The following is a 15,904-nucleotide window of genomic DNA, read 5'->3' as shown; positions in this document are numbered from 1 at the left end:
AAACAAACTGGCATAAAACCAATTCATGATAAAGCTCGACACACTGTTGAGTTCTCAAAAGACACCCGCACACCATCTACCACCCTAAAGCGGTAAGCCGGGGCTTGTTCCCCCACTGTACACCCACCGGATTCACACATTTCCCGGGGGGTCCCAGTAGAGGGGGCGGTCAGTGAGCCCTGTTGACCGGGGCCGCTAGGGCCTTCGTTCTGTCCGGTGTCTCGCTGACGAAGAGAAAGTTACGCGATGCCTCTGAGGGCCTTGCAACCGCCCCCCCATTTAGGTGTTGACCTGCACAAACGGCCGCGAATCGTAACGGAGAGTGTCGACACGAACACGCGCGCGCTACGCCAGATCACCCCACCGCCCACCCGGGCCGGCCCACGGCACACATCTCGTGGCCACCGTGCGCACGTTCGGACATGTGTGCGGCGGCCAACCGGTGTGTGCGGCGGCCGTGGTTGCGGCTAGGGCGTCTCGGAGTCCCACCATGTGAGCACCCGCGTCCCGATCAGGGTCAGCCATTTCGACGGCTCCCCCGCCGCCACATCGACCTCGAACCACACCCGTCCAGGGTGGCGGCGGGCCTGGAGCCAGGTGCCGTCCGGCTGCCGGACGCCCCGGATGAGCTCGATCGCGTCAGCCATGCGCGGGTCCGGTTTCACACCGTCGAGCAGCGAGGCCTGCCGGAAGTACTCGGCCGCGTTGAGCACGTTGTAGTACCAGCGCACCGGGTATGCGAAGCGGTCCACCCACGGTGCCACCGGTTCTCCCGTCGAGAGCCGGCGGAACAGCCCGCGCTGCAGGAGGTACTCCTCGCCCCCGTGCCGGGCAGCGCGTGTGGCGTCGGTGCCTCCGGTCGCGATGTCGTAGGCGAGCACTCCCTTGAGGGAGTTGATCGTCGAGTGGAACGACGATCGCGTCGAGCCTTCGACCCATTCGCAGTTCCAGCCACCGTCGGGTAGTCGATGCTCGACGAACCAGTCGACGATGCCGGTGATGTCGGCGCCGAGCCACAGACCGTTGGCGACCGTCACGGCGTTGATGCAGCAGTCGACCTCGCCGTCCCAGTACGGGAGATTCTTGTACTCCCACCGGCTGTTCTCAGCGAGAAGCTCGGCCGTGCGACGCTCCCGCAGGACGGCGGAATCGAGGCCCCACTCCCGCAACGAGTTGAGTGTCCACGTCGTCGCCGTCCAGGGCTGGCCGGCCGCCGCTTCAGGTCCGTGGAAGTCGAAGTCGGCGGGGAAGTACGCGCCGCCCGCCCACTGTCCGTCGGGATCCTGGAGGGCGAGGAGGCGCGCGCCGAAGCCTTCTGTCGCGATCCTTGCCCGCGTTGCTTCCCAGATCTCGGGCGGCTCGCACATGAGGTCGCGCTCGACCTGCCAGCGCAATGCCGGATCAGAGTCACGGAGCCACGTGATCAGGGCCGCGGTCACCATGGCGCGACACTAGCGGCGTCGATCTCGTGGTCAAGGGCGTTCGTCGATCGTCATCGCGGACGCCGGTAACTCCCGGCCCAGGCGCTGAAGCGCGCGCCGGCGATGTCTCACCACTTCCGAGCTCGCGTGCATCGACGGGCTCACCCCGCCGCTGTGTCCTCCCGGTCAACAGGTGCGCGCTCGGCCGGCCACCCCGACTTGCAGGCGCGGGCGACCGACGCCCGATGCCTGTCGGCCACGACGCCCTTGAGGCGGACCGTGGAGAGTTCGTCCGCCTGTCGACGGCACGTGCAGTCGTTGGGGATCAACCAGCCGCAGCGTACGCAGATGATCATTTCTCGCTCCATGCGCGGTCGGAAGATCGGAACAGCACGTCCGGACCTGGCTGCATCGGCGCGCCTCCCGATCGCAGCACCACTCACGATCGCGCGCCCTCCTGTGAGTGGCATCACAGCGAGCAGGGCAAACCTATGGGTGCTGACCGGCATCGTCCGGTACCCGCCGACCGGTACAACGGATCGCGCTGGAGACGTCCTGGGGCCTCGTGTTCGTCGACGTTGATCAACATCGGCCGGCCCTGGACGGGTGAGCCGTCACATCGATCTCGACCCGCACAGATGAGTTCCGGACCTGCCGATGGTCGACATGTCGCACGCCAACCGATCGCCCAGGAGGGCCCATGACCGCCGCCATCACCACCCGGACCCTCGACGCACCCGGCGCCACGATCACGTATGACGTGCACGGCAGCCTCGGCGACGCCAGAACCCTGCTGCTCGTCGGCTCCCCGATGGACGCGACGGGATTCACCACGCTGGCCGGCCACTTCACCGACCGCCCGGTCGTCACCTACGACCCCCGCGGAACGGGACGCAGCATGCGCACCGACGGCCACGGCGAGATCACGCCGGGCGATCACGCCGGCGACCTGCGGCGGGTCGTCGAGGCGATCGGCGGCGAGCCGGTCGACGTGCTCGCCAGCAGTGGCGGCGCGGTCAACTCCCTGGCCTGGGTGGCCGAGCACGGCGAGCAGGTGCATACGTTGGTCGCCCACGAGCCCCCGCTGGCCACGCTGCTGCGCGACCACCGGGCGTTCACGTCGGCGATCGAGGACATGCACCAGACCTATCAGCGCGACGGGTTGGGGCCGGCGATGGCCAAGTTCATCTTCATCGTCGGTTTCGACGGGGAGCTGCCCGACGGCTTCCAGTTCCCACCGCTCGACCCCGCGCAGTTCGGCCTGCCGGTCGAGGACGACGGCAGCCGCGACGACGCCCTCCTCGCGCAGAACCTGCGCAACTGCACGGGCTACCGGCCCGACATGGACGCACTGCGGGCCGCCGGCACGCGCATCGTGATGGCCCGCGGCGAGGCCTCCGGCCAGACGATGGCGGCGCGCGGCGCGGACGCGCTCGCCGAGGTGATCGGGGCCGAACTCGTCCGCTTCCCGGGTGACCACGGCGGGTTCCTGGGCGGCGAGTACGGCATGCGGGGCGAGCCGGACGGCTTCGCCCAGCGGCTGCGCGACGTGCTCGACGGCGCGTAACGCCACCACGCCCGAACCCCGCGGGTGCGGCGTCGCGTGCCGCGCCGGCAACCGCCGGGTCGTCGACATCGCCCGACCCCGCCGGGGTGCGACGCCCGTGTCGAGGCTGCTGTGGCCGGGAGTTGTCGAGCCGAGCGGCCCCCAGCTCGGGCAGGTCACCGTGCGCGGTCGCGGAGCTCGCAGCCGAGATGTGACGACGCGAGAGCAAGCGAGATCCCGGTGACCGGTCCGGCCGTTGTCGAGGGGCCGACTCTGGCGGCCACGGGCGCAGGTTCGGCGGGATCGTCACCCCCACTGCCGCACCGCTCGAATCCACGTTCCGGGCCAACTGCCTGGGACGACGTCCGGGTTGGCGTAGAACTTGGCGTGCGAGTGTGGCAGCCGCCACCCCGCATGTCCCGAAGGGGTGCACCGATGAAGAAGATTTCTTTGACTGCCCTCGCCCGTGAGCAGCTCGAGATCGCCAGGCAGGCGTCCAGCGGTCGCAGCGCCACGACGGTGTACGGCGGACACGAGCACGTCCTACGTCAGACCCTGATCGCACTGACCGCCGGAAGCAGCCTGGACGAGCACGAGAACCCCGGCGAAGCCACCGTGCACGTACTGCGCGGGCGCGTGAAGCTCGGCTCCGGGGACGTCGCTTGGGACGGTGCCGCGGGGGATCTCCTGATCGTGCCCGACGCGCGCCACTCGCTCGACGCGATCGAGGACTCTGCAGTGCTGCTCACCGTGGCCAAGAGCCGCTGATCCGGCCCGGTCATCCGTGATCAGGTGTGCGGATCGCGCATTGGCCTGCAGGTGTGATTTCCGGCAGGAACGGGACACGTTCAGCGGTCGTCATCGGCGCAGGCATCGGCGGTTTGACGGCCGCGGTCGCGCTGCACCGGATCGGCTGGGACGTCACCGTGCTGGAGCGGTCGCCGGTCATCGCCGAGGTCGGGGCGGGTCTGACGCTGTGGCCCAACGCCATTCGAACCCTCGGTCTTCGCCTCGATGCGGCTGTGTCCGCACACGCGATACCGACGGTGTCGCGTGGCAACATCCGTCAACCCGGCGGTCGCCGGCTGCGCCACGGCCGCCCCGATGACGTCGGCGGTCCTCGCGATCCACCGCGCGCCACTACACGAGGTGCTCCGCGGTGCACTGCCCGAACGCTGCGTCCGCACCGGCGCCGGCGTCGTCGGGGCCACCGACCACCAGCACGGGGCAACGGTGGCGTACATCGCGACGGACGGGCGTCACGAGCTGACGGCCGACCTTGTGGTTGCGGCCGACGGGCTCAACAGCGCATCGCGGCAGCGGCTGTGGCCGGACCATCCCGCGCCGGTTCTCGACTTCGAGGAGCTCGCGGCCGACTGCGCAGCCGACGGCGTCTACGAATTCCTGCTGTCAGCACCACCGATCAAGTTTCGCCGAGCGCTCGGCTCGCCGATCAACCCGCTCGCCGTCAAGTAGACGAGCCGTTCGCCGGTAGCTACGCCGTCGACCCCGGTTGCGCCTATGGAAACAACCGGGGATCGACGGCGTGCTGCCGCCTTCGCGGGGAGCCCGAAGGCGGCGGGTCCAGGTTGCGGGAATCGAGGAAGCGCCAACCCCGGTAGTCACTCACGACCGGATCGGGGCCACCGGCGCCTCAGTTTACGACATCTAAATGTAACGTAACCGCCGTCGCGGAGTTCGTCCACAACTTCACCGGCCGCACACGCGCGCGAACTGAGCGACAGCTCAGGACTGGTGATCAGCAGGCACGACTCAGGCGGGAGCGAGCCAACCGCACCGCGTGGACGGCAGGCATGGCCGAACCGAGCGCCGCCGCGGCTCGGGACTGTGGCCCATCTGGTCCATCAAGCAGTCGGCCCGATTGGTGGTTCCTCAGCGGCGACACCTTGCCTGCCGCGTTGAGACAGTGATGCAGCGTCAGTGCTTCCTGCTCCGCGCCGAGCCGTACGAGCAGCCGGATGATGTATCGCAGGTTGAGCCACTGCTGCGTCCAGTCCCCGGTGCGATCCCAGTGATCGAGGACGTCGACGAACGAGCAGGCCGCAGCGACGACGTCGTCGTGGATCGCGCGAGTCGCCGCAGCCTCCATCAACGCGATGCCCTGCCACCAGTAGTTGTGTACGGACGCCGCACGGCTCGCCGCTTCGTCGAACAGCGCGAGAGCACGGGCCGGGTCGGACTTCTTGAGCACGAGACCGAGCGCATAGTGAGCCATCGACGTAGCGGTGGGGTTGGCAGTGGCCTCCGCCACACGGAGACATTCCTCTGCGGCGCGGAGCCCGCGTTCGGGAGTACGGCGTGCCGCCTCGCAGATCGCGACGTAGTAGAGCGTCCACGCGAGCCGAATCGGGTCGGCGTCCCCGCGGGCGAGGGCGACCTGCGACTCGTAGTAGCGCAGCGCGGTGTCGACGTCGCCTTCGTACAACGCGACGTCCGCTGCGACGTCGGCCGGATATCCCGACCGGGCGGTGCCGGCGGCGGGGACGCGTGCCCCGGCGCGTGCTGCCAGACCTCGGGCACGGGCGAAGTCGCCGAGAAACCACGCCCCACGAGCAGCGGCACCGATGCCGGCGACGAACAACGGGTGGTCGTCGGGCGCGAGCTCGAGTGCACGCTCGGCCCAGGCGGCCGCCTCGTACCCGATCCTGACCTGCAGGACCTCGGGCAGCGAAGCGACCAGCCGCAAGGTGAGGTCGATGTCGCGGTCGGAGAACGCCCACTCGAAGGCGGCCCGGAAGTTGTCGACGTCCGGCAGCGCTCGCTCGACCCACAGCCGCTCGTCGGGGCCTTGCACACCGCGTGCGGCCCGCTCGGCCAGGTCGACGAAATGCTCGGCATGCCGTCGAGCGAGAGGTCCGCTGTCCGGCAGTCGTCGGCGACCGTAGGCGCGCAGCGTCTCCAGAACGCGGTAGCGGGTTCCGCTGGGACTGCTCGTTGCCACGACCATCGACTTGTCGACCAGTGCGGTGAGGAGGTCGAGAGTCTCGGTCTCGGTCGCCCGCGGCTGCGCGCAGACCGCGTGTACGGCGGCCAGGTCTGCACCGCCCGGAAGAACGGACTGCCGCGCGAACATCTGCTGCTCGAGCGCGGACAGCCACCGGTAGGACCAGTCGATCGCCGAAACGAGGCTCTGCTGGCGGGGCTGCACGGTGCGCGACCCACCGGTCAGCAGACGGGCGTCGTCGAGCCGTTGTGCCAGCTCAGGTGCGCTCATCACGCGCATCCTCGCGGCGGCCAGCTCGATCGCCAGCGGCAGGCCGTCGAGCCTGCGACAGATGTCGGCGACGGTTCCGTCCGTCCCGGGATCGGAGGGGAAGTCCGGCTGCGTCGTGCGCGCCCGCAGCGCGAACAGTGTGGTCGCGTACTCCACGGACAGCGGCGGCACCCGCTAGACCTGCTCGCCGTGCACGCCCAGGAACTCGCGACTGGTCGCCAGAACGACGACGCCGGGGCAGTTGGCCATCAGGTCGGCGGCCAGCCGCGCCGATGCGTCGAGGACGTGCTCGCAGTTGTCCAGCACGAGCAGCAGTTTCCGCGACCTCAGGTACTCGATGACCGACTGCTCGATCGTGGAGCCGTGGCGTTGCCGCACCCGCAGGGCGGTGGCCACGACGTGACTCACCGGGCTGCCGTCGGCGAGCGGGTCGAGCTCGCAGAGCCACACCCCGTCGGGGAAACGGGACCTGTCAAGGGCCGCGGCCACCTCCAGCGCCATTCGGCTCTTGCCGACGCCACCCACGCCCGTGAGCGTCAACAGCCGCGCATCGCGCATCAGTGTGTCGATGCGGCGCATCTCCTGGTCACGGCCGACGAAAGCCGTGGCGCGGCGCGGCAGGTTGGTGGCCGGTTCCCCGGCGGGGGCGAGCGTCGGGTCGTGCTCCAGGAGGCGACGGTGCACCGTCCGGACGGGTTCCGACGGCTCCACCCCCAGCTCGTCGACGAGGCGGCGGCGCAGATCCCGGTACACGGCCAGGGCCTCGGCTTGTCGTCCGCTCCCGTACAACGCGCGCATCAGCTGGGCGGCCAGGCGCTCGCGCCCGGGGAAGCGGCGCACGAGGGCATCCAGCTCGGTGACGACCTCATGGCCACGGCCGAGGTGGAGCATCGCCTCGATGCGATCCTCGCTCGCGCCGAGCCGAAGGTCTGCCAGGCGCGCGATGTCGGCGTTCACCTGCGCAAAGTCGAACTCGGCGAGGGGGTCGCCACGCCACAGCGCCAGCGCGGCGTCGAAGAGTGTCACCGCGCGTCCGGGGTCGCCTACCGACGCGCGATCCCGGGCCTCGGCGACCAGTCGCGCGAACTCGGTGGCGTCGAGCTCGTCGTCGGCGACGGCGAGTACGTACCCCGGCGCCTGGTATCGCAGGCGCTCGCCGTGCTGGAGCGGGGCCAGCACGGCCCGCAATCGTGAGACGTAGGCGCGCAGAGCGCCGAGCGGGTCGGGCGGCCGGGCGCCTCCCCACACGGCCTCGACCAGGCGATCGGTCGAGACCACCGAACCGGGACGCAGAAGAAGGCTGGCGAGCAGTACACGTGGTTTCGGCCCACCGATGGGCACGGGTACACCGTCGATCGCGACTTCGAGTGGACCCAGGATGCGAAACTCCACACCGGCCCCCGATTTCCGATCATGCCGGCCGCTCCCCTGCCGTGCACGATGCAATCTGATTGCAACCCGCACCGGCGAGAGTAGTGCGACGTGGAGCACGGACAGTTCCGGAACATCCGCTCTGTCCCAGAATTACTGTTCACCCCATGTCACGACGCTGACCCGATCCGAAAGCCGAACCTGATGATCCCCCACCGACCACTCGCGATAGGGCTCACTCCGCTGGAAACCCGGCGCAACGTCGTGCTGCACGTTGCAGACCGGGCCGAAGAGCTCGGCTACTCCGCGCTCTACGTCGCAGAGGGATGGGGTCACGACGTTTCCGTGCTCCTGGCCGAGATCGCCCTGCGAACCTCCCGCATCCGAATCGGCACCGGCGTGCTCAACGTATGGGGCCGCAGCGCCGCGAGCATCGCGATGCTCGCCACCAGCCTCTCTGAGCTTTCCGGCGGCCGATTCGTGCTCGGACTCGGAGCGGGCAGCCCGCAGCTCGCCGAGGGCCTGCACGGAGTCGCATTTCGTTCACCGGTGCACCGGCTTGAAGTCGTCACCCGCGAGGTGCGCAACCTCCTTGACGGCGGGCGGCTCACATCGACGATTCCCGGAGGTAGCTCGCCATTGAAGCTCGCCGTGCGCCCGACGTCCGACGTCCCGATCCAGCTCGCAGCACTGGGATCGAACGCTGTGCGGCTCTGCGGCGAACTGGCCGACGCCTGGTATCCCTTCCTGTTACCGCTGTCGGGTCTCCCGGACAAGATCCCCCTGCTGAAAGAGGGCACGGCCCGTTCCCGATCCAGCCGATCGATGCCGAAGATCTGGCCGGGCATTCCTGCGGCGATCTCGCCCGACCCGAAAGTTGCGCGCGAACTCGCGTGGTGGTGGATCACCTTCTATCTGACGAGCATGGGTCCTATCTATGCGAACCTGCTGCGTGATCTCGGATTCGAGGACGCCGTCGCTGCGGTACTCGCTGGGAGCAAGCCGCTCGACGCCGCCGGCATTCCCGAGTTCGCCGAGGTCCTGATCGATGAAACGCAGAAACCGCCCGGGCCGGCCTGGATCGCTGGTACGCGGCAGGCGCCGAGATGCCGGTCGTCGTCCTCCCACCGAACCGCAGTGTCGAGGAACTCGACCATGCCCTCGAGGCGCTGCGTCCGATCTGAGTCGAGGATTCATCGATCGACGTGGACACACGGCAAGCGCCACGGGAACGGCCGAAGGTCGGCGATGCTCATTCGCGCCCGAGTAACCTCTTCGCCGATGGAAAGCCTGCCGGCCCGTCCCGACGCCCTGCGGCCCTGCACGTCCGGTGGCCGGTGCGAGCGCCACCACCCGGCACCGTGCCTGCCGGTGCGGCCATGACGGGCACGTCGGCACCCGCCGGTGGGCAGTCGGCCCGCTCCGAGGGGCTGCGTGAGCGCAAGAAACGCCTCACCCGCGACGCGCTGGCCCGCAACGCGCAGCGGATGTTCCGCGAACGGGGGTTCGACCAGGTCACCGTCGCCGAGATCGCCTCGTCGGCCGACGTGTCGGTGAAGACGCTGTTCGTCTACTTCGCCTCCAAGGAAGATCTCGTCTTCGCCAACGAGAACGTCCTGCTCGACCGGATCCGGGAGCGGCTCACCAGCCGCCCGGCCGGCACCAGCTTCACCGCAGCCGTGCGCAGGCTCGCGCACGACCTCGTCGCCGATGCCACCCGCGACGACGCGGAGGGCATGAGTGCCTTCGCCGCACTCATCGGCGACAATCCCGCCCTGCACAGCCGCCTGCAGCTGATGTGGGAACACTACGAGCAGGCGCTGTCCGACATCCTCGCCGCCGAGACGGGCACGCAGCCCCTCGATCCGCACGCGCGCGCGGCGGCAGCCCTGTTGATCCTCCCCTTCCGGGTGCTGACCAGCTCCGACGTGCGCGCCCACGCCCGCAACGACCGGGTGGGCGAGTGGATCGACACCTGCTTCGACCTCGTCGACACGGGTCTCGCAGGAGCGCCCGGCACGCGGTCTGTGAGGCCGCACACAGTGCAAGACAAAAGGTAACTGACTTACCTTTTCAAGGGACTCACCTCTCTTGAAAGGCTTCGCCATGCCCGTCGCCCCCAGCTCTGCTCCCCCACTCCGTGATGCTCGGATCGTGGTCCTCGGTGGTGGCCCGTCAGGCCTGGCCGTCGCTCGGCTGCTGCAGATGCGGGGGGTGCCGGCGCTGGTGCTCGAACGCGATACCGGCCCCCACGCCCGCACCCAGGGCGGCAGCCTCGACCTCACCGAGGACGGCGGTCAGCACGCGGTGCGCGAGATGGGCCTGCAGGACGAGTTCACCGCCCTCAGCCGGCCACACGGGCAGACCCTGCGGATCCTCGACACCACAGCCCGGATGCTGCTCGACATCGACCAGGCCGACTTCGAACCGTCCCGCCCGGAGATCGACCGGGTCACGCTGCGCCAGATACTGCTCGACGCGTTGCCGTCCGGCACCGTCCGATGGTCGACAACGGTCACCGAGATCACGCCGCTTCCCGGCCGCGGTTACCGCGTCGAACTCCCTGACGGAACCGGGGTCGACGCCGACCTCGTCATCGGCTGCGACGGCATCGGCTCGTGCGCACGCCCCCTCCGCACGCCCGTCCGGCCCACGTATTGCGGCGTCACCTTCATCCGCGGTGATATCGCGCGACCGGACCCGGCGTCGTTTGTCGCCCGGCATGTCGGCGAGGGCTCGATGTTCGCTGTCGGCGTGAACAAGGCCGTGCTTGCTCAGCGCAACGGCGACGGCTCGATCCACATCTACGTGGCGCTGCGCACCGACGCGGATCCTTCCCACTTCCGAGGGAGCACTGTCTCGGACGAGGACGTGCTGCTCGCCGAGCTCCACGCTTTCCTCGACGGCTGGAGCCCGGAGATTCACGGCATCCTCGACCAGGTCGACGGCGGCTTCTCCTACTGGCCCTTGCACACGGTGCCCATCCATCAGGAATGGTCGCCCCACCGCGGCCTCACCCTCGTCGGGGACGCCGCCCACGTGATGCCCCCGTTCACCGGACAGGGCGTCAACATGGCGCTCCTCGACGCCCTCGAACTCGTCGATGCCCTCACCGCGCTGCCCTCCGACATCGAGGCAGCGATCGCGAGCTACGAGGCGGCCATGCTCCGACGGATGGCCGGCGTCGTCGCCGAAGCGAACGCCGCCGGTGACCACCTGCTCTCCGCCGACGGGCCGGCCGCTCTCCTGAGCAACTTCGGCGCCACCGCCTGAGCCGCTCAGCGATGGGTTGATCGTTCCCAGATTAGGGTTCTCGCCTCTCCGAGGGCGCAAAACCCGATCTCGTGGCGATCATGAGCAGGCGAGCGCGCGGGCGATGAGCCGGGCTCCGTCCTCCACCGCCGTGGTGGCGAGATTGCCGTAGCCCAGGACCAGGCCGTGCCTACCTGTGTCCTGGGTGTGACGGAAGCGGGCGAGGCCGTCCATGTGCAGATGGTCGCGGGCGGCGGCCTCGAGTACCGCTGCCTCGTGCCGCTCCGGGGGCAGCTCGGCGAGCAGGTGCAGACCGGCGGACGCTCCGGTGAGGCGGAGTTCGGGTGCGTGGTGGCGCAGTGCCTGAGTGAGGGCGTCGCGGCGGTTGCGGTATCGGCCGCGCATGGCACGGACGTGCCGGTCGTACTCAGCGGTCGTGAGGAAGTCGGCGAGGGCGAGCTGGTCCAGGACGGCGCACCCATGGTCGGCGAGCTGTTTGCTGTCGGCGACCGGCGTGACCAGTGAGCTGGGCAGGGCGAGCCATCCCAGTCGCATTGCCGCGCACAGCGTTTTGCTGGTGGTGCCGGCCAGGATGACGTGCTCAGGGGCCAGGCCCTGCAGGGCGCCCACGGGGAAGCGGTCGTAGCGGAACTCCGCGTCGTAGTCGTCCTCGATGACCAGGTGCCCTTCCCGCGCCCAGCGCAGCAGGGCCTCGCGGCGGTGTGGGGCCAGGACCACTCCGGTGGGGAACTGGTGTGCGGGGGTGACGACCACGGCGTCGGCCGTAGCCGAGGTGAGGGCGTTGACGTCGATGCCGTCCTGATCGACCGGGATCGGAACAGGATGCAACCCCTGTTCCCGCACGATGACGGGAACCGAGGGCAGGCCGGGGTCTTCCATGGCGATGCGCGTGGCCCCGGCCTGGCGCAATGCTTGGCACAGCAGCGTGAGGGCTTGGGTGAAGCCGGAGCAGACGAGCAGATGCGCGGCGTCGGTGCGGGCTTGGCGAACCCGCCCGAGGTAGTCGGCGAGGGCTTCACGCAGGTCTATGTGGCCCTGGGGGTGCGGGTAGTGCAGATCGGCGGTGGGGACGGTTCGAAGTTGCCGGCGTAGCGCCCTGCCCCAGGCAGCGCGAGGGAAGGCCGCGAGCTCCGGTACGCCGGGCCGGAAGTCATAGCGCGGGGCCGTCGGCGCCGGTTCGCATGCCGGCGGACGAGGCGGGGTGGCCAACGGTCGGTCGGTTCGAGCCACGCGCGTGCCGGAGCCCTGGCGGGCGGTGAGATATCCCTCGGCGATGAGTTGTTCGTAGGCGTCGACGACCATGCGCCGGGAAACACCCAAGTCGTCGGCGAGCCGGCGGGACGAGGGCATGCACGCACCTTCGATGAGCTGTCCCGCGCGGATGTGCGTTCGGATCGCGTTCTGAAGTTGGCGATGCAACGGCTCGGGCCCGTGCGGGTCCAGTGCGATGGAGAGCTCGAGGGAGGACGCTACGGCCATCTCCCGACGCTAACCGGAACCCAAAAACAACGGCAGAGTGGACTCAGGTTCGGGTGCCACAACGTCGTACGGTCGAGGTGTTCCGCGAGGATTGCGAGGACAGCGCAAGCGCACCACTGAGCATGGTCGACAACAAGACCGGTGAGCTGACCGGTAATTCTGCGTGTCGCCATGCCGATCATCCGCGTCAAGATGAGGAGCTCTCTCAATGGCCGGTTTCACACAGGACATGGTCGATGTCGTCGAGAATGCGAAACTTGCGTTCGTTGCGACTGTTCGTCCGGATGGCAGACCGAACCTCTCCCCCAAAGGATCAGTGCGGGTACTCGACTCCGAGCATCTGATCTTCGCCGATATGGCATCGCCTCAGACCGTCGAGAACCTGCGGCACCGCCCGGACGTGGAGGTCAATGTGGTGGACTTCCTCTCGCGCAGGGGCTACCGATTCCGGGGCACAGCAGAGATTCTCGGGCCCGGGCACGCTGATTTCGAATGGATAGCCGCATGGGTGCGCCCTACGCACGGTGACGACTACGTCAGCCACCATGCTGTGAAGATCCTCGTGACAGAGATGGCAGAGCTCTTGTCACCGGCCTACACCGTCGGCCATGCCCAGGAGTCCGATCTCCGGTCTGCGTGGATCAAGAAGTACGGCCTGCTCGAAGGCTGAAGGCGGCGCACTCTGAATGCATCGGGGCGGACACCCGCCGGGCCGGTGGCCGAGTCGAACGGCCCACCGTGTCCGGGACATCTGTCCTGAACCTGCCGCCGAGCAGCTGACGTTCTACGTCAGGGCCACGAAGATCCGTAGTGTGAGCGATCAGGACGTCACGGTCCGGCGTCCGGCATCGGAGCCGAGGAGGGCAACCGTGATCGAGCCGTGAGCGCCCCGGCCGACCGCACACCGGACGTCGCCACGGTCGCGGCGGAGGTGCTCCGCCGCGAGGGCGTAGAGCATCTCCTCGCCTATCCGCTGAATCCGCTCATCGAGTCCGCCGCCGCCGCGCTAATCCGGCCGGTGATCGTCCGGCAGGAACGCGTCGGTATCCACATGGCGGACGCGATCAGCCGGCTCGGGGACACTGTCGGGGTCTTCTGCATGCAGGCCGGTCCGGGCGTGGAGAACTCGTTCGGTGCTGTGGCGCAGGCGTATTCCGAGGGCGTTCCGCTCGTCGTGATCCCCGGTGGGGCGCCACGCGCGCAGACGTGGGTGTCGCCCACGTTCAACGCCGCGCTGAACTTCCGCCACGTCACCAAGTCGACCGAGCAGGTCACCACGGGTGCCGGGCTCGTCCCCGCCCTGCGCCGGGCGTTCACGCAGGCTCGCAACGGACGGCCGGGACCGGTGCTCGTGGAGATCCCGGCGGATGTGTGGACGGAGGAGGCGCCGGGGCTCGACGCTTACGTGCCGTCGCGGCGGGTGCGCTCCGCGCCGGACACCGAATCCGTCGAGGCGGCTGCGGCGGCGCTGGTCGCGGCGGAGCGCCCCCTGCTCTACGCCGGGCAGGGCGTGCACCGGGCGAGGGCATGGGGACAGCTGCGCGCCCTCGCCGAACTGCTGGAGGCCCCGGTCACCACCAGCCTGGAGGGCAAGAGCGCGTTCCCCGAGACACATCCACTCTCCCTCGGCTCGGGCGGCGTTGCGATGCCCCGCGCGGTTTTCGAGCACGTCCGCGACGCCGACGTCGTGTTCGGGATCGGGGCGAGCTTCACCGCCACCCCGTTCGGGATCCGCTTCCCGACGGCGGGGAAGACGTTCGTGCACAACACCCTCGACCCGGGCGACCTCAACAAGAACGTCCCCACCGAACACGCCCTGCTCGGCGACACCGCGCTCGCGCTGGATCTGCTGATCGAGGCCGTACGGGAGCGGCTGGGTGGCGGACCGCGAGGCCGGGCGGACGCGGTCGCCGGCCGGATCCAGGAGCTGCACAAGCCCTGGCTGGATTCCTGGATGCCCTATCTGACCAGCGACGAGACGCCGCTCTCGCCGTACCGCGTGATCTGGGACCTGCTGCACCTCGTGGACGTCGAGCGCACGATCATCACCCACGACGCGGGCAGCCCGCGCGACGAGCTCTCGCCGTTCTGGCGGCCGGTCGCACCGCACAGCTACCTCGGGTGGGGCAAATCCACGCAGCTCGGCTACGGCCTCGGATTGGCGATGGGTGCGAAGCTCGCCCGGCCGGATCGGCTGTGCGTCAACGTGTGGGGCGACGCCGCGATCGGGATGACCGGCATGGATCTGGAGACGTGCGCCAGAGCCGGGATCCCGATCCTGTCCGTACTGTTCAACAACTTCGCGATGGCCATGGAGGACAAGATCATGGCCACCTCTCGTGAGCGCTTCGGGAGCACCGACATCTCCGGCGACTACGCGACCACGGCGCGCGCTTTCGGGCTGCACAGCGAGCGGGTGACCGAGCCGGGCCGCATCGCGCCGGCGCTGCGCGAGGCGATCGCCGCGACGGAGGCGGGCACACCCGCACTCGTCGAGTTCGTCACCACCCGGGAGAAGAAGTACTCGACCTTCGACTACGCGAGCTACCAGGGTTAGGAGAAGCGATGCGGGCAGTGCAACTCGTGGCACCGGGTCGGCTGGAGACGGTCGAGGTCCCGATCCCGGAAATCCGTGACGACGAGGTGCTGGTCCGTGCGCACCGCGGTTCGATCTGCGGCAGCGACCTGCACATCATCTTCGACGGGTTCTACCGCGGCGAGTTCCCGGCGCCGCCCGGATTCCCCGGACACGAGGGCGTCGGGATCGTCGAGGAGTCCCGTTCGCCCGAGTTCGCCCCCGGGGACGCCGTACTCATCGCGCCGGTGCCGCCGGACGCGCGGTGCTTCGCCGAGTGGCAGTCCGTCCTGCACCGGTCGCTGGTGACGCTGCCGGAGGGCGGGGACCTGGACCGCCTGCTGATGGCCCAGCAGCTCGGCACCACCGTGTACGCGATGCGCCGGTTCTGGCCGCAGGCGATCGCCGGGCCCGCCGACGGGCTGACCGCCGCGATCTGCGGCGCCGGGTCCGCAGGCCTGTTCTTCGCCCAGCTGGCGCGCCGTGCCGGCTTCTCCACCGTGGTGATCGCCGACAAGGCGCCGTCGCGGCTGAGGATCGCGAAGGAGTTCGGTGCCGACGTGGTCGTCGACGTCACGGAGGGATCGTTCGTCGAGGCGGTGCGGGACGCGACCGGCGGTGTGGGCGCGGACCTGGTGATCGAGGCGGTCGGGTACGACGAGACGCGCATCCAGTGCCTGCACGCGGTGCGACCGCGTGGCCGCATCGGCTACTTCGGCTTCCCCGAGAAGCCGAAAGGCCCCACCACCTGGGACTACAACGAGGCGTGGGTCAAGCAGCCCTCGATCGAGCACAACCACAGCACCCAGATCGAGCCGGGACTGACGGCCTTCCGCGAGGCCATCGACTTGATCCACACCGGCGGGATAGACGTGAGCCCGTTCCTGGACCCGATCTACCCGCTGGAAAAGGCACAGGAGGCAATGGAAGCGGCCCGCGACCAAAAGGGCGGCAAGATCGCGCTAGCACTGAATTAGGTGCCCGTGTTTCGGAGCCGTGGTGCT

General features: G+C 69.1%; 13 protein-coding genes and 1 pseudogene. 10 read left to right on the top strand and 4 right to left on the bottom strand.

Annotated features, from left to right (window positions below):
- Positions 1–467 precede the first annotated feature (467 nt).
- Complete coding sequence (locus MMF94_RS31990; RefSeq protein WP_241041149.1) at positions 468–1,442, bottom strand: squalene cyclase; 975 nt, start codon at positions 1,440–1,442, stop codon at positions 468–470.
- A gap of 679 nt (positions 1,443–2,121) precedes the next feature.
- Here MMF94_RS31990 and MMF94_RS31985 point away from each other — a divergent pair.
- The 4 genes and pseudogenes from MMF94_RS31985 (at position 2,122) to MMF94_RS31970 (ending at position 4,443) form a co-directional block, all read left to right on the top strand.
- Positions 2,122–2,988 carry an alpha/beta fold hydrolase gene (locus MMF94_RS31985; protein WP_241041148.1) on the top strand — a complete coding sequence of 289 codons (867 nt, stop codon included), beginning with the start codon at positions 2,122–2,124 and terminating at the stop codon, positions 2,986–2,988.
- Positions 2,989–3,402: 414 nt separating this feature from the next.
- Positions 3,403–3,735, top strand: a complete 333-nt coding sequence (locus MMF94_RS31980; protein ID WP_241041147.1) for a cupin domain-containing protein — start codon at positions 3,403–3,405, stop codon at positions 3,733–3,735.
- A 26-nt stretch (positions 3,736–3,761) separates the two neighbouring features.
- A pseudogene (locus MMF94_RS31975) lies at positions 3,762–3,908 on the top strand (NAD(P)-binding protein); the annotation flags it as partial.
- 112 nt (positions 3,909–4,020) lie between these two features.
- Positions 4,021–4,443 (top strand): Rossmann-fold NAD(P)-binding domain-containing protein, encoded by a 423-nt coding sequence (locus tag MMF94_RS31970; RefSeq protein WP_241041159.1) that lies wholly within the window; start codon positions 4,021–4,023, stop codon positions 4,441–4,443.
- 283 nt (positions 4,444–4,726) lie between these two features.
- Here the strand turns inward: MMF94_RS31970 and MMF94_RS31965 are convergent, their stop codons facing one another.
- Together MMF94_RS31965 and MMF94_RS31960 are read right to left on the bottom strand one after the other, a co-directional pair.
- Entirely contained in the window at positions 4,727–6,373 is a 1,647-nt protein-coding gene (locus tag MMF94_RS31965) for an ATP-binding protein (RefSeq protein WP_241041146.1), read from the bottom strand.
- Positions 6,374–6,376: 3 nt separating this feature from the next.
- Positions 6,377–7,543 carry an AfsR/SARP family transcriptional regulator gene (locus MMF94_RS31960; protein ID WP_241041145.1) on the bottom strand — a complete coding sequence of 389 codons (1,167 nt, stop codon included), beginning with the start codon at positions 7,541–7,543 and terminating at the stop codon, positions 6,377–6,379.
- A gap of 141 nt (positions 7,544–7,684) precedes the next feature.
- On the opposite strand from MMF94_RS31960, the gene MMF94_RS31955 reads away from it, so the two are divergent.
- From MMF94_RS31955 to MMF94_RS31945, 3 genes are all read left to right on the top strand, one after another.
- Complete coding sequence (locus tag MMF94_RS31955; RefSeq protein WP_241041144.1) at positions 7,685–8,956, top strand: LLM class flavin-dependent oxidoreductase; 1,272 nt, start codon at positions 7,685–7,687, stop codon at positions 8,954–8,956.
- Positions 8,953–9,633, top strand: coding sequence for a TetR/AcrR family transcriptional regulator (locus MMF94_RS31950; protein WP_241041143.1), 681 nt, complete (start codon positions 8,953–8,955; stop codon positions 9,631–9,633). Before MMF94_RS31955 ends, MMF94_RS31950 begins: the two co-directional genes overlap by 4 nt.
- A gap of 94 nt (positions 9,634–9,727) precedes the next feature.
- Positions 9,728–10,846 carry an FAD-dependent oxidoreductase gene (locus MMF94_RS31945; protein ID WP_241041142.1) on the top strand — a complete coding sequence of 373 codons (1,119 nt, stop codon included), beginning with the start codon at positions 9,728–9,730 and terminating at the stop codon, positions 10,844–10,846.
- 78 nt (positions 10,847–10,924) lie between these two features.
- Here the strand turns inward: MMF94_RS31945 and pdxR are convergent, their stop codons facing one another.
- Positions 10,925–12,325, bottom strand: coding sequence for a MocR-like pyridoxine biosynthesis transcription factor PdxR (gene pdxR, locus MMF94_RS31940; protein ID WP_241041141.1), 1,401 nt, complete (start codon positions 12,323–12,325; stop codon positions 10,925–10,927).
- A gap of 208 nt (positions 12,326–12,533) precedes the next feature.
- On the opposite strand from pdxR, the gene MMF94_RS31935 reads away from it, so the two are divergent.
- From MMF94_RS31935 to MMF94_RS31925, 3 genes are all read left to right on the top strand, one after another.
- Positions 12,534–12,995 carry a pyridoxamine 5'-phosphate oxidase family protein gene (locus tag MMF94_RS31935; protein WP_241041140.1) on the top strand — a complete coding sequence of 154 codons (462 nt, stop codon included), beginning with the start codon at positions 12,534–12,536 and terminating at the stop codon, positions 12,993–12,995.
- 210 nt (positions 12,996–13,205) lie between these two features.
- Positions 13,206–14,882, top strand: coding sequence for a thiamine pyrophosphate-requiring protein (locus MMF94_RS31930; protein ID WP_241041139.1), 1,677 nt, complete (start codon positions 13,206–13,208; stop codon positions 14,880–14,882).
- An 8-nt stretch (positions 14,883–14,890) separates the two neighbouring features.
- On the top strand, positions 14,891–15,877 hold the full coding sequence (locus tag MMF94_RS31925; RefSeq protein WP_241041138.1) for a zinc-binding dehydrogenase: 987 nt from the start codon (positions 14,891–14,893) through the stop codon (positions 15,875–15,877).
- The last annotated feature ends 27 nt before the right edge of the window (positions 15,878–15,904 follow it).

It is taken from the genome of Pseudonocardia alaniniphila (assembly GCF_022524485.1).
Taxonomy (GTDB): Bacteria; Actinomycetota; Actinomycetes; order Mycobacteriales; family Pseudonocardiaceae; genus Pseudonocardia; species Pseudonocardia alaniniphila.
This window is presented reverse-complemented; position numbering and strand designations above follow the sequence as displayed.